16 protein-coding genes are annotated in these 19,284 nt (G+C 69.6%); 11 read left to right on the top strand and 5 right to left on the bottom strand.

Annotated elements, in window-relative coordinates; all coding sequences use genetic code 11:
- Nucleotides 1-17: 17 nt before the first annotated feature.
- Nucleotides 18-1,976, bottom strand: a complete 1,959-nt coding sequence (locus tag C2U31_RS09350) for a MacB family efflux pump subunit (protein WP_103272598.1) — start codon at nucleotides 1,974-1,976, stop codon at nucleotides 18-20.
- 2 nt (nucleotides 1,977-1,978) lie between these two features.
- The gene (locus C2U31_RS09345) at nucleotides 1,979-3,169 is read right to left on the bottom strand and encodes an efflux RND transporter periplasmic adaptor subunit (RefSeq protein WP_103276322.1); all 1,191 of its coding nucleotides are present in this window, start codon (nucleotides 3,167-3,169) and stop codon (nucleotides 1,979-1,981) included.
- A gap of 468 nt (nucleotides 3,170-3,637) precedes the next feature.
- Here C2U31_RS09345 and C2U31_RS09340 point away from each other — a divergent pair, with 468 nt between their 5' ends.
- The 6 genes from C2U31_RS09340 to purU all read left to right on the top strand — a co-directional run bounded on the left by C2U31_RS09340 (nucleotide 3,638) and on the right by purU (nucleotide 8,980).
- Nucleotides 3,638-4,849, top strand: coding sequence for an MFS transporter (locus C2U31_RS09340; protein ID WP_369869757.1), 1,212 nt, complete (start codon nucleotides 3,638-3,640; stop codon nucleotides 4,847-4,849).
- A gap of 2 nt (nucleotides 4,850-4,851) precedes the next feature.
- A complete protein-coding gene (locus C2U31_RS09335; RefSeq protein ID WP_103272596.1) occupies nucleotides 4,852-5,511 on the top strand; it encodes a gamma-glutamylcyclotransferase in 660 nt (219 codons plus the stop codon).
- 160 nt (nucleotides 5,512-5,671) lie between these two features.
- The gene (pdxH, locus tag C2U31_RS09330) at nucleotides 5,672-6,301 is read left to right on the top strand and encodes a pyridoxamine 5'-phosphate oxidase (protein WP_103272595.1); all 630 of its coding nucleotides are present in this window, start codon (nucleotides 5,672-5,674) and stop codon (nucleotides 6,299-6,301) included.
- A 102-nt stretch (nucleotides 6,302-6,403) separates the two neighbouring features.
- Nucleotides 6,404-6,928, top strand: a complete 525-nt coding sequence (locus tag C2U31_RS09325) for a flavin reductase family protein (protein ID WP_103272594.1) — start codon at nucleotides 6,404-6,406, stop codon at nucleotides 6,926-6,928.
- Nucleotides 6,929-6,977: 49 nt separating this feature from the next.
- Nucleotides 6,978-8,090 (top strand): NAD(P)/FAD-dependent oxidoreductase, encoded by a 1,113-nt coding sequence (locus tag C2U31_RS09320; protein ID WP_103272593.1) that lies wholly within the window; start codon nucleotides 6,978-6,980, stop codon nucleotides 8,088-8,090.
- 35 nt (nucleotides 8,091-8,125) lie between these two features.
- A complete protein-coding gene (gene purU / locus C2U31_RS09315; protein ID WP_103272592.1) occupies nucleotides 8,126-8,980 on the top strand; it encodes a formyltetrahydrofolate deformylase in 855 nt (284 codons plus the stop codon).
- 45 nt (nucleotides 8,981-9,025) lie between these two features.
- Here purU and C2U31_RS09310 read toward each other — a convergent pair whose 3' ends face one another.
- Nucleotides 9,026-9,931, bottom strand: a complete 906-nt coding sequence (locus C2U31_RS09310; RefSeq protein ID WP_103272591.1) for a LysR family transcriptional regulator — start codon at nucleotides 9,929-9,931, stop codon at nucleotides 9,026-9,028.
- 115 nt (nucleotides 9,932-10,046) lie between these two features.
- Here C2U31_RS09310 and C2U31_RS09305 point away from each other — a divergent pair, with 115 nt between their 5' ends.
- The 3 genes from C2U31_RS09305 to C2U31_RS09295 all read left to right on the top strand — a co-directional run bounded on the left by C2U31_RS09305 (nucleotide 10,047) and on the right by C2U31_RS09295 (nucleotide 14,094).
- Complete coding sequence (locus C2U31_RS09305) at nucleotides 10,047-11,747, top strand: acyl-CoA dehydrogenase family protein (RefSeq protein WP_103272590.1); 1,701 nt, start codon at nucleotides 10,047-10,049, stop codon at nucleotides 11,745-11,747.
- A 58-nt stretch (nucleotides 11,748-11,805) separates the two neighbouring features.
- Nucleotides 11,806-12,783, top strand: coding sequence for a tripartite tricarboxylate transporter substrate binding protein (locus C2U31_RS09300; protein WP_103272589.1), 978 nt, complete (start codon nucleotides 11,806-11,808; stop codon nucleotides 12,781-12,783).
- Between the two features lie 180 nt (nucleotides 12,784-12,963).
- Complete coding sequence (locus tag C2U31_RS09295; protein ID WP_103272588.1) at nucleotides 12,964-14,094, top strand: CaiB/BaiF CoA-transferase family protein; 1,131 nt, start codon at nucleotides 12,964-12,966, stop codon at nucleotides 14,092-14,094.
- Between the two features lie 45 nt (nucleotides 14,095-14,139).
- Here C2U31_RS09295 and ggt read toward each other — a convergent pair whose 3' ends face one another.
- The gene (gene ggt / locus C2U31_RS09290; RefSeq protein WP_199771025.1) at nucleotides 14,140-15,894 is read right to left on the bottom strand and encodes a gamma-glutamyltransferase; all 1,755 of its coding nucleotides are present in this window, start codon (nucleotides 15,892-15,894) and stop codon (nucleotides 14,140-14,142) included.
- A 146-nt stretch (nucleotides 15,895-16,040) separates the two neighbouring features.
- Here ggt and C2U31_RS09285 point away from each other — a divergent pair, with 146 nt between their 5' ends.
- On the top strand, nucleotides 16,041-16,937 hold the full coding sequence (locus tag C2U31_RS09285) for a LysR family transcriptional regulator (protein ID WP_103272586.1): 897 nt from the start codon (nucleotides 16,041-16,043) through the stop codon (nucleotides 16,935-16,937).
- 109 nt (nucleotides 16,938-17,046) lie between these two features.
- On the opposite strand, the gene C2U31_RS09280 is transcribed toward C2U31_RS09285, so the two are convergent.
- Nucleotides 17,047-18,039, bottom strand: a complete 993-nt coding sequence (locus C2U31_RS09280) for a tripartite tricarboxylate transporter substrate binding protein BugE (RefSeq protein WP_103272585.1) — start codon at nucleotides 18,037-18,039, stop codon at nucleotides 17,047-17,049.
- A gap of 244 nt (nucleotides 18,040-18,283) precedes the next feature.
- On the opposite strand from C2U31_RS09280, the gene C2U31_RS09275 reads away from it, so the two are divergent.
- Nucleotides 18,284-19,177, top strand: a complete 894-nt coding sequence (locus C2U31_RS09275; RefSeq protein ID WP_103272584.1) for an AEC family transporter — start codon at nucleotides 18,284-18,286, stop codon at nucleotides 19,175-19,177.
- Nucleotides 19,178-19,284: the final 107 nt, after the last annotated feature.

The raw sequence follows: 19,284 nt of genomic DNA, 5'->3' as shown, positions 1-19,284 counted from the left end.
GGAAACTCTCATCGTCCTCATTCCCGGGCCAGGGCCTCTACGGGGTCCAGGCGCGCCGCGTTGCGCGCCGGCAGGTAGCCGAACAACACGCCGATCAGGGTGGAGCAGGTGAACGCCGCCACCATCGACGCCGAGGAATAAATCATGCGGAACGAGCCGCCCGTGGCCTTGGACACCAGCACGCCCAGCCCCAGCGACAGCGCGATGCCGACCATGCCGCCGATCAGGCAGACCAGCACGGCCTCGATCAGGAACTGCTGCATGATGTCGCCGCGCCGCGCGCCGACCGCCATGCGCACGCCGATCTCGCGGGTGCGCTCGGTAACGGACACCAGCATGATGTTCATGACGCCGATGCCGCCGACCATCAGCGAAATCAGCGCGATCATGGACACCAGCAGCGTCATGGTCGCCGTGGTGCGCTCGATGGTCTTGCGCACGGCGTCCGTGTTGAACACGAAGAAATCCTTGGTCACGTGCCGGCGCGTCAGCACCTGCACGATGGCCTTCTCGGCGGCGACCGGCGGCACGTCGTCCTTGACCCGCACCGTGATGCTGCGCAGATGGCGCTGGCCCAGCACGCGCGACAGCGCCGTGGTGTAGGGAATCCAGACGTTCAGCGTCTCGTTGCTGCCGAATACCGTGTCCTTTTTCTGCGTCACGCCGATCACGCGCGCCGGCATCGAGCCCAGGAAGATCACCTGGCCGATCGGGTCGGTATGCGAGCCGAACAGCTTGCGGCGCGTGCTGTCGTCGATCACGACCTCCTGGGCGCGGCGCGCCACGGCGGTCTCGTCGAAGAACTTGCCCTGGGCCAGCTTGAATGCGCGCACGCGGAAGAACTGCTCGCCCACGCCCTGGATCGAGCCGTTGACCGAGACATTGCGATAGCGCACCGTGCTGGTGGTGCCGACTTCCGGCGTCACGCTGTCGACGTAGCTCTCGCGCGCCAGCGCATCGGCGTCCGACGGCAGCAGGGTATGGATCTGCGCCGCCTTCTCGTCGCCGAAGTCCTTGCCGGGGAAGACCTCGACGGTGTTGGTGCCGATCTCGGCGATGTCGTCCATGATCTTGCGCCGCGAACCCTCGCCCAGCGCCACCACCGACACCACGGCGGCGATGCCGATGATGATGCCCAGCATGGTCAGCGAGGTGCGCAGACGGTGCGCGTTCATGGCCAGCAGCGCCATGCGCAGCGCTTCGCCGCAGCGATCCAGATAGGCCTGCCAGCCGGGCCGGCGCGGCATGGCCGCCGGCGCCTCGCGCTCGGCCTCGCGCCGCGGGGCATCGGGATTGCGGCGGTCGGACACGATCTCGCCGTCGCTGATCTCGATGATGCGCTGGGCATGGCGGGCCACGTTCATGTCGTGCGTGACCAGAATGATGGTGTGGCCGGCGGCATTCAGCTCTTCCAGGATGCGCAGCACTTCCTGGCCGGTGTGCGTGTCCAGCGCGCCGGTCGGCTCGTCGGCCAGGATGATCTCGCCGCCGTTCATCAGCGCCCGCGCGATGCTGACGCGCTGCTGCTGGCCGCCCGACAGCTGGCCGGGGCGGTGATCGGTACGGTCGCCCAGGCCCAGGCGCCCGAGCAATTCGCCGGCGCGCTGGTGGCGCGCCTCGCGCCGCTTGCCGGCGTAGACCGCCGGCACTTCCACGTTGCCCGTCGCGCTCAGGTCCGCCAGCAGGTGGTAGCGCTGGAAGATGAAGCCGAAGTGCTCGCGGCGCAATTCGGCCAGCTCGTCGGGGTCGAGTTCGCCGGTGCTGCGCCCGCTCACGCGGTAGTCGCCGCTGGTGGGGCGGTCCAGGCAGCCCAGGATATTCATCAGCGTGGACTTGCCCGAGCCGGACGCGCCAACGATGGCCACCATCTCGCCGGCCTCGATGGTCAGGTCGACGTTCTTGAGCACCGCGATGGTCTGCTCACCCGCCGGGAACTCCCGGCGCACGCCAGACAGGGAAATCAGGGGACTGCCCATGATCAATGGCCCGCGGCCGCCGGATCGGCCGCCGCGACCGAATCGACCGTGACCACGCGCTCGCCGGGCTGCAGCCCTTCCAGCACCTCGGCGCGCACATTGTTGTTCATGCCGATGCGCACCTGGCGCTCCTCGGTCTTGTTGTCCTTGCCGACCACGCGCACGGCGTAGCGCCCGTCCTGGCCGCGCTTGCCCAGCGCCGAGGACGGCACCACGATGGCGTCCTTGGCCTCGCCGCGCACGATGAAGACCTGCGCCGTCATGGAGATGCGCAGCCGCTCGTCGGGATTGGGCACGTCGAACAGGCCGTTGTAGTAGATCGCCGCGCTGGTCGCGCTGCCGGAGGCGGACGTCAGTGACGCCGTCGTCTCGTCCTTCTGGATCGAGTCCGGCGCCGGCTCCACCGCGCGCAGCGTGGCGTGATAGCGCTCGTCCGGCTCGCCCAGAATGGTGAAGTACACCGGCAGGCCGGGCTTGACGCGGGTGACGTCGGCTTCGGATATCTGCGCCTTGATGGTCATGGTGGCCACGTTGGCGACCTTGATGATCGTGGGCGCGCTCTGCATGGAGTTGACGGTCTGCCCCTGCTTGGTGATCACGGCCACCACCACCCCGTCGATGGGCGAGACGATGCGCGTATAGCCCAGGTTGACCTTGGCGATGTCCACGTCGACCTCGGCCTGCACGATCTGGGCGTCCAGCGAGGCGATCTCGGCGCGCGTCACGGCCAGCGTGGCCTCGGCCGACTCGAAGGACTCGCGCGAGCTGGCGTCGGCCGCCAGCATCTGGCGCTGGCGGCGATAGGCCAGCTCGGACTGCTTGAGCGTGGCGACCTTGGCCGTGCGGGCGGCGCGGCGCATTTCCAGCGCGGCCTGCTTGTTGCGCAGCTCGTTCTGCTGGGTCATGTCGTCGATTTCGGCCACCAGCTGGCCCTTCTGGACGCGATCGCCCAGCGCGACCTTCAGCGACTTGAGCTGGCCGGACACCTGGGCGCCGACGCTGACTCGCTCGATGGCGTCGATGGTGCCGCTGGCCAGCACGCTGTCCTCCAGGTCGGCGCGTGTGACCTCGGCGGACGCGAAGGTCGGCGGCGGGGGAGACGACAGGAATGCCGCATGCACGCCGTAGGCCACGACCAGCAGGACGCCGGCGATCAGGCCGTAGCGCGCGAGCTTGCTGCGAGGCTGCTTCATCTTCATATTGCCGCCGTCCCGGAACGGAGGGCGCGCCCCGGCAGGGAACGGCAGGCGCATGCGGTGCGCAGGGCGGATGATACGTGGGCGTTGCGGTTCATTGATCCTGGCTTCCTTATGTCCCCCACATCCTAAACACATCGGGCATCCAAAGAACCGGCAATGTGTCTCAAAAGGGTGAAGATCGGTAAAGCCGTCCGCCCGGCCTGTTTTGCGGGGCCGCCGGCCCCGCCGGATTGTTCCGTTGCGAGAACGATACAGCCTGGACGGCGCGCCCGGCGGCCCGGCGGCCCATGGCCTTGCCGCGAACGTGCCGCCATCTTGCGCGCACCTGCCGCCTAACGGCGCGACTTGGCCGCTAGATGGCTCCTATCTTGTTACGCATCTGACAAAGTATTTGCGGCAGCGCAAAACATCCTCGCCTCGACATAGCGCGACGATGCCGACAGAATGAATCCAAGTTACGCCGTGTCTACCTCTCATCGCTCCCCCTCCTCCAAGCCTGTTTCCCCGGAATTTTCCGGGGCGGCGCTGCTTTGCCTGCTGGCCATGATGAACCATGTGGCCCTGACCGGCGGGCGCATCACCGTGTCCCTGACCGCGCTGCAGATGGGCTTGTCGACCTTCAAGGTCGGCACGCTGGTGGCGGTGTTCGCCGTGCTGCCCATGCTGTTCTCGGTACGCGCCGGCCGCTGGGTGGACCGGGTCGGCGTGCAGCGCCCGCTGATCATCGGCACGGCGCTGGTCGCCGTCGGCACGGCGCTGCCCTTCATTTCCCAGACCCAGGCGGCGCTGCTGATCGCCTCCTGTTCGATTGGCATCGGCTTCATGCTGCACCAGGTCGCCACCCAGGACCTGCTCGGCCACGCCGAACCCACGCAACGGCTGCGCAACTTCTCCCTGATGTCGCTGGCGCTGGCCGGCTCGGGTTTTTCCGGGCCGCTGATCGCGGGGCTGGCGATCGACCATCTGGGCACGCGGCTGGCCTTCGGGCTGCTGACGCTGGGTCCGCTGCTGTCGGCTGGCGGCCTGTACCTGCTGCGGCGCCAGCTCGCCGCGATCAACTCCCAGCTGCTGGCCGGCGCCAAGGAAGCCGAGCGCCGCCGCGTGACCGAACTGTTGGCGGTGCCGGCCCTGCGCCGCATCCTGATGGTCAACACCATCCTGTCCGGCGCCTGGGACACGCATCTGTTCGTGGTGCCCATCTTCGGCGTGGCGATCGGTCTGTCGGCCACCACCATCGGCATCATATTGGCGTCGTTCGCGGCGGCAACCTTCGTCATCCGGCTGGTATTGCCGCTGATCCAGCGCCGGGTCCGTTCCTGGACCCTGGTGCGCGCGGCCATGGCCACGGCGGCCGTGGACTTCCTGCTTTACCCGCTGTTCAGCGACGTTAGCGTGCTGATCGTGCTGTCATTCATCCTGGGGCTTGCGCTGGGATGCTGCCAACCGAGTATGCTTGCATTGCTGCACCAGCACTCCCCGCCCGGCCGCGCGGCCGAAGCCGTGGGCCTGCGCATGGCGCTGATCAACGGATCCCAGGTGTCGCTGCCGCTCACGTTCGGCGCGCTCGGCTCGGTGATCGGGGTCGCGCCGCTGTTCTGGGCCTATTCGGTGGCCCTGATGGCGGGAGGCTGGGCGAACCGCAATCCGCCGCTCGAAACCGACGCCAAACCGTAACCATGCAGTCCCCTGCCACCCAAGACGCCGGCGTTTCCGGCGCCAGCCTGCCTTTCCGGCTCTGGACCCGTGAAGAGCGCCAGGCCTCGCTGGACGAGGCGTTGCGCCACTGGCGCAAGGGCGAGGACGTGTGGGTCTATGGCTACGGCTCGCTGATCTGGCGCCCGGATTTCGCCTTCGAGGAACGGCGGCTGGCCACGCTGCACGGCCATCACCGGGCGCTGTGCCTGTGGTCCCGGGTCAATCGGGGCACGCCGGAATGCCCCGGACTAGTGTTCGGCCTGGACCGGGGCGGCTCCTGCCGCGGCGTGGCCTACCGGCTGGCCGGCGACCAGGTGCCCGACTATTTCCCGGCGCTGTGGGACCGCGAGATGTCCACCGGCGCCTATCTGCCGCGCTGGATCAACTGCAGCACCGAGGCCGGACAGGTCCGTGCCCTGGTCTTCGTCATGAACCGCGACAACCCGGCCTACATCCGCGCCCTGCCCGAGCCGGAGCTGCTGGCCATCGTGCGCCGGGCCTCCGGCCGCTACGGCCCCTGCACCGAATACGTGGTGCAGACCGCCCAGGCGCTGCGCGCGGCGGGCATCCATGATTCCCGGCTGGACGCCATCGCCCGCCGCCTGGAAGCCGACAGCCACGCGCTGCCCGAGACGGCCTGACGGCGGCCCGGACACGCCGGCGCGACGCAATCCGGCAACAGGCGCCGGACAGGCCGGCTCCCGCCTGCGCCCGATATGAGCAAGCCCTGCGCAGGGTCAATAGGGGAGCGCCCGCCCGGGCGGTATAAACTCCCTGTCATCAACGCTGAATCAAAGTCCCATGTCCGTCTCCGATCTGCGTCAAAGCTACGAAAAGAACGTCTTGCTGGAAAGCCAGGCCAGCGCTTCGCCGCTGGAACAGTTTTCCCGCTGGTTCGACGAGGCCCAGGCCGCCAAGGTGCCCGAACCCAATGCCATGACGCTGGCCACGGTCGACGCCAGCGGCCAGCCCAGCGCGCGCATCGTCCTGATCAAGGGCTACGATGAGCGCGGCTTCACCTTCTTCACCAACTACGAATCGCGCAAGGGCACGGACCTGCTGGCCGAGCCGCGCGCCTGCCTGCTGTTCTTCTGGCAGCCGCTGGAACGCCAGGTGCGCATCGAGGGCGTGGTGGAAAAGGTCGCGGCCGAGGAATCCGACGCCTACTACCACAGCCGGCCCGCCGGCTCGCGGATCGGCGCCTGGGCCTCGCGCCAGAGCCAGCCCATCACGCGCGAAGAACTGGAAGCCCGCGAGCAGGAATTCCGCGCCCGCTACGGCGACCAGCCGCCGCGCCCGCCGCACTGGGGCGGCTACCGCCTGAAACCCACCGCCTTCGAATTCTGGCAGGGCCGCCCGTCGCGCCTGCACGACCGCCTGCGCTACGTCCCCGACGGCGCCGGCTGGAAGATCGAACGCCTATCGCCGTAGAGGCCCCCCCGAGCGCTGCGCGCTTCCCCCAGGGGCGCAGCTGCGGACCGGCGGAGCCGGATCCGCGCTGCCCCGATAAGGGTGGCGCCGCCGTGAACTTACATGACTGTTTCCAAGCCTGACTTCGACGCCGCCTTCTTCCGCACCGCATTGGGACGCTACGCCACCGGCGTGACGGTGGTCACCGCCGCCGACGCCGATGGCGCGCCCATCGGGCTGACGGTCAGCTCCTTCAATTCGGTGTCGCTGAATCCGCCGCTGGTGCTGTGGAGCCTGTCCGGCGGCTCGTCGTCGCGGGAGGCCTTCGAGCGCTGCGATCGCTACGTCGTCAATGTGCTGAGCGCCCACCAGATCGCGCTGGCGCGCCGCTTCGCCACCGGCAGGACACCCGACCGCTTCAACGGCCTGACCGTGGCGCGGGCGCCGGGCGGCACGCCGATGCTGGACGGCGGCTGCGCCGCCTGGTTCGAATGCCACAACCGCAGCCGCTACGTCGAAGGCGATCACGTCATCATGGTCGGCGAAGTCGAGCGCTGCGGCCACAGCGGCGAGCCGCCGCTGGTCTTCCATGCCGGCGGCTTCGACCTCACCCCCGCCGGCGCCCACGCCGCCAGGAAAACGCCATGACGACCCGCCGCTCTCGCGCACAGGCATTGTCCGCCGCCGGAGCCCGCCGATGAGCGCCGACATCGACTGCGTCGTGATCGGCGCGGGCGTGGTCGGCCTGGCGATCGCGCGGGCCCTGGCGCTGCGCGGACGCGAGGTGCTGGTGGCAGAAGCCACCGAGGCCATCGGCACCGGCACCAGCTCGCGCAACTCCGAAGTCATACACGCCGGCATCTATTACCCGGCCGGCAGCCTGAAAGCCCGGCTGTGCGTGCGCGGCAAGCATCTGCTCTACGCCTATTGCGCCGAGCGCGGCGTGCCGCACAAGCGCCTGGGCAAGCTGATCGTGGCCACCGACACGGCCCAGGCGGCCCAGCTGGAGGACATCGCCCGACGCGCGCGCGCCAACGGCGTGGACGACCTGCAATACATTTCCGGCGAAGAGGCCATGCGGCTGGAACCGGCGCTGCGCTGCACCGCCGCGCTGCTGTCGCCATCCACCGGCATCGTCGACAGCCATGCCCTGATGCTGTCCTACCAGGGCGACGCCGAGAACGCCGGCGCGCAGTGCGTGTTCCACACGCCGCTGGAATCCGGGCGCGTGCGGCCCGAGGGCGGCTTCGAGCTGCGATTCGGCGGCGCCGACGCGATGCGCCTGAGCTGCAACATCCTGATCAACGCGGCCGGCCTGCGGGCGCCGGCGCTGGCGCGCCGCATCGACGGCGTGCCGGCCGCCAGCATCCCCGCCAGCTACCTGTGCAAGGGCAGCTATTTCACGCTATCCGGCCGCGCGCCGTTCTCGCGGCTGATCTACCCCGTTCCGCAGCACGCCGGCCTGGGCGTGCACCTGACGCTGGACCTGGGCGGTCAGGCCAAGTTCGGTCCCGACACCGAGTGGGTCGACAGCGAGGACTACACCCTGGACCCGGCCCGCGCCGACGTGTTCTACGAGGCGGTGCGCAGCTACTGGCCCGCCCTGCCCGACCACGCGCTGGCGCCCGGCTACACTGGCATCCGCCCGAAGATCTCCGGCCCGCGCGAGCCGGCCGCCGATTTCATGATCGCCGGCCCCGCCGACCACGGCGTGCCCGGCCTGGTCAATCTATTCGGCATAGAATCCCCCGGCCTGACGTCCAGCCTGGCCCTGGCCGACGAAACCCTGGCGCGCCTGGCCGCCGCCTGATCCGACCTTCCTTTCATCCACGCATCCTCCAGACCATGCAGCACAACGACTACATCCTGACCCTGTCCTGCCCCGACCGCACGGGCATCGTGTATCGCGTCAGCGGTTTGTTGTTCGAACTGGGCTGCAACATCCTGGATTCCCAGCAATTCGGCGACGACGAAACCGGCCGCTTCTTCCTGCGCGTGCACTTCGACCTGCCGTCGGACATCCAGCCCGATGCGCTGCGCGCGCGCCTGGACACGCTGTCGGCCGAGTTCGGCATGGACCTGCAACTGCACGACGCCCGCCGCAAGGCGCGCCTGCTGATCATGGTCAGCAAGCAGGGCCACTGCCTGAACGACCTGCTGTTCCGCGTGCACAGCGGCCAGCTGCGCGCCGAAGTCGCGGCCATCGTCTCCAACCACAACGACTACGCGCCGCTGGCGGCCACCTACGGCATCCCCTTCCACCACCTGCCCGTCACGCCCGACACCAAGGCGCAGCAAGAACAGCAGGTGCTGGACCTGGCGGCCCGCGAGCACATCGACCTGGTGGTGCTGGCCCGCTACATGCAGATCCTGTCGGCGGACATGTGCCGCGCGCTGAACGGCCGCGCCATCAACATCCACCACAGCTTCCTGCCCAGCTTCAAGGGCGCGCGCCCCTATCACCAGGCGCACGCGCGCGGCGTGAAGATCATCGGCGCGACGGCCCACTACGTGACCTCGGACCTGGACGAAGGCCCCATCATCGACCAGGACATCGAACGCGTGGACCACACCATGACGGCCGCCGATCTGACCCAGGTGGGCAGCGACATCGAATCGCTGGTGCTGTCGCGCGCGGTGCGCAGCCACGTCGAGCACCGCATCCTGCTGAACCGCAACAAGACCGTCGTCTTCCGCTGATCGCGCGGATCCGGCCGGCGGCGGCCTTGCCCTTCCGGCCCTGCCCTAGCCCGCTTCAGGCCGCAACGTCGGCATGCGCGCCATCACCAGCCGCATCGCGCTTTCCTGCAACGGCGTGCGGCCCCCGGCCGGCCAGATCGCCTGACTGACCGAGCGCGCCTCGTGCTCGAAGCCGATGAAGCGCGTGCCGGCCAGCCCGCTGCGCGACAGGCAGGCCGGCACGATCGCCACCCCCAGCCCCTGCGACACCAGCGCGGCCACGCTCAGCCAGTGACGCACCTCGTGCCGCACCAGCGGCGTGAAGCCGGCCGTCACGCACAGCGACAGCACCGTCTCGTAATAGCTGGGCGAGGCCGCGCGCGCGAAGAACACGAAGTCCTCGCCGGCCAGCTCGACCAGCGCCAGGCTGCCGCGCCGCGCCAGCGCATGGCCGGACGGCAGGCAGACGACGAAGGGTTCCGCCACCAGGTCCTGCGCCTGCACGCCTTCGGGTAACGGGTTGGCGTGGATGAAGCCCAGGTCCAGCTCGCCGCGATGCACGGCCTCGATCTGGTCATGGGAATTCAGCTCGGCCAGCACGTGCTCCACCTCCGGCAGCTCGGCCCGCATGGCCGCCGACAGCGCCGGCAGGCCCCGGTACAGCATCGAACCGACGAAGCCGATGCGCAGCCGCCCGCGCAGCCCGGCATCGACGCGCCGCACCAGCACGCGCACGTCCTCGGCCTGCCGCAGCAGCGCCTGAGCCTCGCGGAACAGCACCTTGCCCGCCTCGGTCAGCGCCACCTGGCGGCTGGTGCGCTCCAGCAGGCGCGCCCCCACGCCCTGCTCCAGCTGGCGGATGGCATAGCTGAGCGGCGGCTGGGAAATATGCAGCCGCGCCGCCGCACGGCCGAAATGCCGCTCCTCGGCCACGGCGATGAAATAGCGCAAGAGGCGCGGTTCCAGGTCCATCGCCTGTCTCCCATCATCAATATTTTTTTTGGATCAATCCAGACAAATCAAGTATTTGCATAGATTAATCCAGCCGCGCACCATGCAGCATCCCTCCGCTGCCCAGGACCGCCCCATGGACACCGCCATGCCTGCCCCGCCGACCGCCGCCACGCCCGTGCCCGATTCGCGCGGCCTGAACCTGTTTCGCGCCGATCCCTACGCGGCCGCGCTCAGCCGCCTGTACCTGCCTGCGGCGCTGCACGCGCACCTGCTGCCGCACCTGGACCGGCTGGGCGCGCTGGCCGGCGGCCGCATGGACGCGCTGGCGGCCGACGCCGACAGGCATCCGCCCACGCTGTCGGTGCGCAACCGCGCCGGGGCCGACGAATCCCGCATCGACAAGCACCCGGCCTACGTCGAGCTGGAGCGCCTGGCCTACAGCGAATTCGGCCTGGCCGCGCTGTCGCATCGCGGCGGCGCGCTGGGCTGGCCCGAGCCCATGCCGGCAGCGGCCAAGTACGCGCTCAGCCATCTGTTCGTGCAGGCCGAGTTCGGCCTGTGCTGCCCGGTCAGCATGACCGATTCGCTGGCGCGCACGCTGCGCAAGTTCGGCGCGCCGGAACTCGTCGACAAGGTGCTGCCGCAGGTCACGAGCCTGGACTTCGACAGCCTGCGCCAGGGCGCCATGTTCATGACCGAGCAGGGCGCGGGCTCCGATGTCAGCGCCACCGAGGTCGTGGCCGAGGCGCGGCCGGACGGCAGCTGGCGTCTTAGCGGCGACAAGTGGTTCTGCTCCAACCCCGACGCCGGCTTCGCCATGGTGCTGGCGCGCAGCGAGACGCAGCCCGGCCTGAAGGGCGTGTCGCTGTTCCTGCTGCCGCGCGAGCTGGACGACGGCAGCCGCAACCGCTACCGCATCCTGCGGTTGAAGGACAAGCTCGGCACCCGCTCAATGGCCAGCGGCGAGATCCGTCTGGAAGGCGCCACCGCCTGGCTGGTGGGCGAGCGCGGCCGCGGCTTCAAGCAGATGGCCGACATGATCAACAACTCGCGCCTGTCCAACGGCATGCGCGCGGCCGGCCTGATGCGCCGCGCCGTCACCGAGGCGGTCTACTTCTCGCAGCAGCGCCGCGCCTTCGGCCAGCGCCTGATCGACATGCCGCTGATGCGCCGCCAGCTGGCCAAGATGACGGTCTGGGCCGAGCAGGCCCGCAGCGTGATGTTCCAGACGGCGCGCGCGCTGGCCGAGGCCGACCAGGGCCGCGCGGACCCGGCGCTAGCGCGCATCCTGACGCCGCTGATCAAGTTCCGCGCCTGCCGCGACGCCCGCAAGGTCACCGGCGACGCGATGGAGGTGCGCGGCGGCTGCGGCTACATCGAGGAATGGACCGAGCCGCGCCTGGTGCGCGACGCGCACCTGGGCTCGATCTGGGAAGGCACCAGCAACATCGTCGCGCTGGACGTACTGCGCGCCATCAACCGCGAAAACTCGCTGCCGGCCCTGCGCCGCCACGTCGACCAGCTGCTGGCCGAAGGCGTGCCTTGCACGGACGCGCTGGCCGCCACGCAGCAGGACGCCATCGAGCGCAGCTTCGCGTTCGCCGCCATGGCGGCCGAGGGCAACCGCGCGGAACTGGCGCGGCAGGCGGCGACGCTGCTGTATCACGCCGTGTCCATCGCCGCCCTGCGCCGGGAAGCCCGCGAGCCGGGCCTGGAAACGCGCGCGGTCCTGGCCGACCTGGTGTTGCGGCATCGCCTGGCCGCGCGCGACCCGTATTCGGCGCCCGCGAACGAAAGCGCCGACTGCGCCGCCATCCTGCAATACGCGCTGTAGCACCGCGCGCCCACGACGCCGGCGGCACAGCCGGCGCGCCACCACAATGGAGACAACCATGAAACGCCTGCTCATCCCGCTGCTGCTGGCCACCGCCACGCTCACCGCCGCCGCGCCAGCGTCCGCCGCCGACGCCTACCCCTCGCGTCCCGTCACGCTGGTCGTGCCCTTCCCGCCCGGCGGCCCGACCGACGCGATGGCGCGCCGCCTGGCCGAAAAGCTCAGGCAGCCGCTGAACCAGAACGTCATCGTCGAGAACCGCGCCGGCGCCGGCGGCAACATCGGCTCGGAATATGTGGCGCACGCCAAGCCCGACGGCTACACCATCCTGTTCGGCACCTCCGGCCCGCTGGCGATCAACATCAGCCTGTACAAGAACCAGGGCTATGACCCCGAGAAAAGCTTCGCGCCCGTCATCCGCATCGGCCACCTGCCCAACATCCTGGTGGTCCACCCCTCGGTGCCGGCGACCAACGTGCAGGAGCTGATCGCCTACGCCAAGCAGCACCCGGACAAGCTCAGCTACGCCTCGTCGGGCAATGGCGCGTCCTCGCACCTGGCCGGCATCCTGTTCAACCAGATGGCCGGCACGCAGATCATGCACATCCCGTACAAGGGCACCGGCCCGGCGCTGAACGACCTGCTTGGCGGCCAGGTATCCATGTCCTTCACCGACATCCTGACCGCGCTGCCGCACATCAAGGCCGGCAAGCTGCGCGCCATCGGCCTGGCCAGCGCGCAGCGCTCGGACGCGCTGCCCGACCTGCCCACCATTTCGGAACAGGGGCTGAATGGCTATGACGTCAGCGTGTTCTTCGGCATCGTGGCGCCCAAGGACACGCCGGCCGCGACGGTGAACCAGCTCAACCAGGCGTTCCGCGCGGCGCTGGCGGACCCCGACGTGAAACAGGCGCTGCAAAGCCAGGGCATCGTTGCGGCGCAGGACCAGAGTCCGGCCGCGCTGACGGGCTTCATCGCCGAGGAAGTGCCCAAATGGCGCGCGCTGATCAAAAGCGCCAACGTCTCTATAGATTGAGCCCCCCCGAGCGCTGCGCGCTTCCCCCCAGGGGGCGCAGCTGCGGACCGGCGGAGCCGGATCCGCGCTGCCCCGATCTTGGGACAGCCGTTGGGTGCGGAGCGCCGGGGGTGTGGCGGCAAGCGCATGACGCATCTGCTCCCCAGGGAAGCAACACTGACCACGAACCAGCGAGTACCTATGTTCCCCAAGCTTTCCGACGCCGGCGCGCTTGCCGGCTGCACGGTGATCGACCTGTCCCGCGTGCTGGGCGGTCCGTATTGCACGCAGATTCTTGCCGACCACGGCGCCGACGTGCTCAAGATCGAGCCGCCGGGCGGCGACGAAACTCGGGGCTGGGGGCCGCCGTTCCTGGGCGAGACGGCGTCCTACTTCATCGGCGTGAACCGCAACAAGCGCGGCATGGCGCTGGATCTGTCGCTGCCGGCGGGCCAGGAGCTGCTGCGCGCGCTGCTGGCCGACGCCGACGTGCTGGTCGAGAACTTCAAGCCCGGCACGCTGGAGAAATGGGGCTTGGGCTACGAGACGCTGAGCCAGGCGTTCCCGAAGCTGATCCATTGCCGCGTCAGCGGCTTCGGCGCCGACGGGCCGCTGGGCGGCCTGCCGGGCTACGACGCCTGCGCCCAGGCCATGTGCGGCCTGATGAGCGTGAATGGCGAGGCCGATGGCGAAGCCACCCGCGTCGGCCTGCCCGTGGTGGACATGGTCACCGGCCTGAACGCGGCCGTGGCGGTGCTGCTGGCGCTGAACGAGCGCGCGCGCAGCGGCCTGGGGCAGTTCCTGGACATCACGCTGTACGACTGCGCGCTGTCGCTGCTGCACCCGCACGCGCCCAACTATTTCTACAGCGGCAAGACGCCGGCCCGCAGCGGCAATGCGCATCCCAACATCGCGCCCTATGAAACGCTGCCCACCGCCAGCGGCCCGATCTTCCTGGCCGTGGGCAACAACCGCCAGTTCGCGCAGTTGGCCACCGCGCTGGGCGCGCCCGAACTGGCGCGAGACCCGCGCTACGCGGCCAACGCCGACCGGCTGGCCAACCGCCAGTCCTTGCGCGACGCCCTGTCGGCGCTGCTGGCGACGCACGAGGCCGCTGCGCTGGCGGACCGGCTGCTGCGCGCGGGCGTGCCCGCCGCCGCCGTGCAGACCGTGGACCAGGCCCTGGCCCATCCGCATACCCGCCATCGCGGCATGCTGCTGGAACAGGGCGACTACCGGGGCGTGGGCTCGCCGATCAAGCTGTCGCGCACGCCCGCCAGGCTGCGCAGGCTGCCGCCGGCGCTGGGCGGCCTGGAACCAGAGGCCGGCTAGCGGATCGAGCTGGCGACACGGCGTAGGGCCGCGTGCGCGGCTCGCCTAGCCGCCCTGCGCCAGGCCTTCGCGGCGCGGATCCGCGCCGCCCTGCAAGCCGTCCGGTCCGATCACGATGCCGTGGATGCCGCTGGGAAACTCGGTGATGCGCAGCGGATGCCCCATCGCTTCCAGCGCGGGCGCCAACGCCTCCAGCGCCGTGCCCTTTTCCAGCTCGGTGTCCTTGTTGCGGCTGCCCATGTTGGGCAGCGAGATCGCGGCCTGGATGTCCAGGCCCCAATCCAGCACGCCCACCAGCGTCTTGGCCACGTAGTTGATGATGGCACTGCCGCCCGGCGAGCCGACCACCATGTAAGGCTTGCCGTCGCGCAGCACGATCATGGGCGCCATGGCGCTGCGCGGGCGCTTGCCCGGTTCGATGCGGTTGGCCACGAGCCGGCCCTCGGGATCCTTGAACGCCGACGAGAAATCGGTCATCTCGTTGTTGAGCAGGAAGCCGCGCACGAAGATCTTGCTGCCGAACTCGTTCTCGATGGTGGTGGTCATGCTGATCGCGTCGCCGCGCGCGTCGACCGCCACCAGGTGGCTGGTGGATGGCTGCTCCAGCGCCGCGTCGCGACCCAGGCCCAGCAGCTTGCCCTCTGGGTCGCCGGGCAGCGCGACCTTCATGCTGCGGTCCGGCTGGATCAGCGCGCCGCGCCCGCGCAGATAGGCGGGATCGAGCAGCGCGCGCACCGGCACCTTCACGAAGTCGGGATCCGCCACGTAGAAATCGCGGTCCGCGAAGGCCAGCCTGCCGGCCTCCGCGAAGTAGTGCACGGCCTGCGCGCTATTGGGCGCGTAGCGGGACATGGGGTACTGCTCCAGCTCGCCCAGCATCTGCAACACCGCCAGCGGACCGCTGCTGGGCGGCCCCATGCCGCACAGCTCGTAGCCCCGGTACGCGCCGCAGACCGGCTCGCGACGCTTGGCCTGATAGCCCGCCAGGTCGTCCAGGCTCAGATCGCCGGGCTTGGCGTGACCGTGCACGGCCGCGACGATATCGCGCGCGATCGCGCCACGGTAGAAGGCGTCGGCGCCGCGCGCCGCGATCTCGCGCAGCGTTTGGGCGAACTCGGGATTCTTCAGCACATGCCCCACCGGCCAGGGCTGGCCGTCGGGCGCGTAGAAATAGGCCGCGGCGGCCGGCTGCTTCGGCAGCGCCTTGTTGCCGGCCAGCAGCGCGTGCAAGCGAGGCGATACCGGAAAGCCCTGCTCGGCCAGGCGGATGGCCGGCGCGAACAGGTCCGCCCAGGGCAGCTTGCCGTGCTCCTTGTGCGCCAGCTCCAGCCCGCGCAGCAGTCCCGGCGTGGCCACGGCCATGCCGTTGTTGACGGACTGCGCGAAGGACAAGGGCTTGCCGTCGGCATCAAGGAAGCGGTCCTGGCGAGCGGCCGCCGGCGCGGTTTCACGGGCATCGTAGGTCAGGACGCGCTTTTGCCCCGCCGAGTACAGCACCAGGAAAGCGCCGCCGCCGATGCCGGAGGACTGCGGCTCGACCAGATTCAGCACCAGCTGCGCGGCGATGGCCGCATCCACGGCGCTGCCGCCAGCCCGCAGCATTTCGTCGCCCGCGCGCGTGGCCCAGGGATTGGCCGACACCATCATGAAATGCGGCGCGCGCACCAGCTCGCGTTCGGCATAGCCCGTCGCCGCCTCGGGATTCCGGTCCGCCGCCTGCGGGCCGCGCGCCCACGCGGCGGGCGGGGCTGACGCGCCGGCGGCGATCAGGACGGCGGCAAGAACGGCGCGAACGGGCAAGGGCATGGCGGACTCCGGCGGGTAACGGTGAGCGTGGCAGCCCCCAATGATATTCAAATCCGCCAAGGGCGCGGCCGGGGCGCCCTGCAGGCATCCGGCATAGAATCCCGGTTCCGGCACTGCCCGCTCTTCCCGCTTTTCGCGTCATGCGCCTGCGTCACATCGAGATTTTCGAAGCCATCCGCCGCACCGGTTCACTGACCGAGGCCGCGGCCGCGCTGCACATTTCCCAGCCCGCCGCCAGCAAGCTGCTGGCGCATGCCGAGGCCCAGCTGGGTTTCAAGCTGTTCGAGCGCGTCAAGGGCAGGCTGGTGGCCACGCGCGAGGCCGAGATCCTGACGCCCGAGGTGGCGCGGCTGAACCAGGACCTGAACAGCGTGCGCCGGCTGGCGGCCAGCCTGCGCGACCGGCCGCACGGCCATCTGCGGCTGGGCAGCGCGCCGGCGCTGGGGCTGGGCCTGTTGCCCGGCGTGGTGCGCGCCAGCCGCGACGCGCATCCCGGCGTCACCTTCGACCTGCATACCTACCATAGCGCCGAGCTGGTCCAGGGGCTGCTGACGCGCGAGCTGGACGCCATCGTCACCTTCGACACCAATGACTATCCCGGCCTGACCCGCATCGGCCTGGGCCAGACCGAACTGGTGCACCTGAGCCTGGATCCGGGAACGGGTCCGCTGCGCCTGGCCGACCTGCCGCCGGACCACGCGCTGATCGTGCTGGACGCGCGCGACGCCGCCGGCGCGCTGCTGCAGCTGGCGCTGGACGCGCAAGGCGTGGAGGTGAACCCCGCGATCCAGGTGAAGACGCACTACATGGCCTGCGCGCTGGTGGAGGCCGGCTGCGGCGATGCGATCGTCGACGCCATCACCGCCAGTGCGCTGCTGCGGCCGGGCATGCACCTGCGCCGGCTGGAACCCGCGCTGCGCGTGCCCATCAGCATCATGATGCGCAACCAGGACCCGATGTCGGCCCTGCACCGCGACCTGATCGAACGGTTGCGCGCGGCCTGCGACACGCAGCTGGCGCGCCTGACCGAAGCCTGATCGCGGGCGCGCCGCCATCGCGACGCCAGGACTGGCCGCAATGAAAACGGGCGCCCCAGGGCGCCCGTGCAAACCCGGGACCGGCCCGGCCGGTCCCTGCGTCAAGCCGTCAGTCCAGCTTGATGTTCTGCTTCTTCACGACGTCCTTCGCCCAGTCGTACTGTTCCTTGATTTCCTTGGCGAACTCTTCCGGCGTATTGCCCGACGGCGCCGAGCCCTGGTCGTCCAGCGCCTTGATGACCTTCGGGTCCTTCAGCGCCACGACGGCGGCGTCGCGCAGCTTGTTCACGACTTCCATCGACGTGCCCTTGGGCGCCAGCAGGCCGTACCAGACCGGCTGGTTCAGCACCGGGAAGCCGGCGTCCTTGAAGGTCGGCACGTCCTTGATGGCATCGATGTTGCCCGGCCACGCGATGGCCATGGCGCGCAGCTTGCCCGCCTGGATCTGCGGCATGGAGGACGGCAGGTTGTCGAAGATGATTTCGATCTGGCCGCCGACGGCGTCGGCCACGGCCGGGCCCGAGCCCTTGTACGGCACGTGCACGATGTCGGTGCCCGTGGCCATCTTGAACGACTCACCCATCAGATGCAGCACGCCGCAGGTGCCCGAGCTGCCGTAGGAATACTTGCCGGGGTTCTTCTTCAGCTCTTCCAGGAAGCCCTTGAAGTCCTTGGCCGGGAACTTCGGATTCACGGCGACCACATTGGCCGTGTTGGCGAAGTTGGTGACCGGCTGGAAGTCCTTGATCGGATCGTAGGGCAGGTCGTTCGGACGGCAGGCCGGGTTCACTGCCATGGTCGACACGGTGGCGATCGACAGCGTGTAGCCGTCCGGCTCGGCGCGCGCGGCCTCGGATGCACCGATGGCGCCGCCAGCGCCGCCCTTGTTTTCCACGACCATGGGCTGACCCAGTTCCTGGCTCATGCGCTGCGTCACGAGGCGCGCGATGATGTCGGTGGAACCGCCCGGGGCGAACGGGACGATGACGCGGATGGCCTTGCTGGGATACTTGTCGGCGGCGTGCGCGGCCGAGACGCCCAGCGTGCCGGCGGCGCCGGTGGCCAGCGCGATGGCCACGGCCAGGGTGCGAGCTTTATTCATTGGTGTGTTTCCTCCAAGATAGCGAATCCGCCTGTGTGCGGATTGTGTAGCGGGCCGGCCGTCTGTGGACGGACGACGATTGGCGATGGGGGCGCTTAGTTATGCGCGCCGCCGCGTTGTGCGGCGCTGATTATGCGTTGCTGATGGAACACGCGCCCGCCAGAATGTCGGAGAATAGCAGCAAATGCTTACACCCGCCTAGGCAGAAAATCCCCTGCTGGCGCAACGAAAAAAGCCATTCCCCATGTCGGTCGCACTGCTGGTTTTCCCCGATTTCATGCTGGTCGCGCTGGGCTGGGCGCTGCGCCACAAGCTGGGCTTTTCGCGCGAATTCTTCGCCGGCGCCGAGCGTCTCGTCTACTTCGTGCTGTTCCCCGCGCTGCTGTTCCAGGCGATCCTGCGCACCCCCATCAGCGCCGGCAACGCCGCCCTGCTGCTGCAGGCCACGGCCGCCATGATCGCTGTCGGCGTCGCGCTGTCGTGGCTGGCCGGTCCGGTGCTGCGACCCTCGTCGATCGGGCTGGCGTCCGCCGCGCAATGCGGCTACCGCTTCAACACCTATATCGGCCTGGCGCTGTCGGCCAGCGTCGGCGGCGCGCAGGGGCAGACCATCATGGCGCTGATCATCGGCTTCGCCGTGCCCATGGCCAACGTGGTCGCGGTCTATGGCCTGGCGCGCCACAGCGGCGCCAACCTGCTGCGCGAGCTGGCGCGCAATCCGCTGGTGGTCTCGACGCTGGCGGGCCTGGCCTGCAACCTGGCGGGCCTGCAGCTGCCCGGCCCGGTCGACACGGTGCTGGCGCGGCTGGGCGCGGCGGCGATCGCGCTGGGCATCCTGTGCGTGGGCGCCAGCCTGGCCTGGGAAGGCGGCAAGGGCTATGGCGCACTGATCGCCTGGATGCTGGCCGTGAAACTGGCCGCGCTGCCGCTGGTGGCCTTGCTGGTGGCGCATCTGCTGGGCATGCCACCGCTGGAATCGCGCATGCTGCTGCTGTTCGGCGCGCTGCCCACGGCATCGGCCGCCTATGTGCTGGCCATGCGCATGGGCGGCGACGGGCGCATGGTGGCCCTGCTGCTATCGCTGGGCACGCTGGCCTCGGCGCTGACCATTCCGCTGTGGCTGATGCTGACGCAATAATCGCGGCAAGTCCTTCCAACCATTGCAAGATAACGGACGCCCGCGCCACGCGCGTCGTGGCGCCGGCTGTCCTGGCAACGGCGCGCCTTCCGCCTGTTGCGTCCGCG

Source organism: Achromobacter sp. AONIH1 (assembly GCF_002902905.1).
Classification (GTDB): Bacteria; Pseudomonadota; Gammaproteobacteria; order Burkholderiales; family Burkholderiaceae_B; genus Achromobacter.
Note: the sequence above shows the minus strand (reverse complement) of the source record. Positions and strands in the feature narration are given on the sequence as shown.

Bases quoted from the DNA above. Each gene is read 5' to 3' on its own strand.
- C2U31_RS09305 (WP_103272590.1), top strand. From the start codon at position 10,047: ATGGACACCGCCATGCCTGCCCCGCCGACCGCCGCCACGCCCGTGCCC.
- C2U31_RS09320 (WP_103272593.1), top strand. From the start codon at position 6,978: ATGAGCGCCGACATCGACTGCGTCGTGATCGGCGCGGGCGTGGTCGGC.
- C2U31_RS09280 (WP_103272585.1), bottom strand. From the start codon at position 18,039: ATGAATAAAGCTCGCACCCTGGCCGTGGCCATCGCGCTGGCCACCGGC.
- C2U31_RS09285 (WP_103272586.1), top strand. From the start codon at position 16,041: ATGCGCCTGCGTCACATCGAGATTTTCGAAGCCATCCGCCGCACCGGT.
- C2U31_RS09275 (WP_103272584.1), top strand. From the start codon at position 18,284: ATGTCGGTCGCACTGCTGGTTTTCCCCGATTTCATGCTGGTCGCGCTG.
- C2U31_RS09295 (WP_103272588.1), top strand. From the start codon at position 12,964: ATGTTCCCCAAGCTTTCCGACGCCGGCGCGCTTGCCGGCTGCACGGTG.
- purU (WP_103272592.1), top strand. From the start codon at position 8,126: ATGCAGCACAACGACTACATCCTGACCCTGTCCTGCCCCGACCGCACG.
- C2U31_RS09310 (WP_103272591.1), bottom strand. From the start codon at position 9,931: ATGGACCTGGAACCGCGCCTCTTGCGCTATTTCATCGCCGTGGCCGAG.
- pdxH (WP_103272595.1), top strand. From the start codon at position 5,672: ATGTCCGTCTCCGATCTGCGTCAAAGCTACGAAAAGAACGTCTTGCTG.
- C2U31_RS09350 (WP_103272598.1), bottom strand. From the start codon at position 1,976: ATGGGCAGTCCCCTGATTTCCCTGTCTGGCGTGCGCCGGGAGTTCCCG.
- C2U31_RS09335 (WP_103272596.1), top strand. From the start codon at position 4,852: ATGCAGTCCCCTGCCACCCAAGACGCCGGCGTTTCCGGCGCCAGCCTG.
- C2U31_RS09300 (WP_103272589.1), top strand. From the start codon at position 11,806: ATGAAACGCCTGCTCATCCCGCTGCTGCTGGCCACCGCCACGCTCACC.
- C2U31_RS09325 (WP_103272594.1), top strand. From the start codon at position 6,404: ATGACTGTTTCCAAGCCTGACTTCGACGCCGCCTTCTTCCGCACCGCA.
- C2U31_RS09345 (WP_103276322.1), bottom strand. From the start codon at position 3,169: ATGAAGCAGCCTCGCAGCAAGCTCGCGCGCTACGGCCTGATCGCCGGC.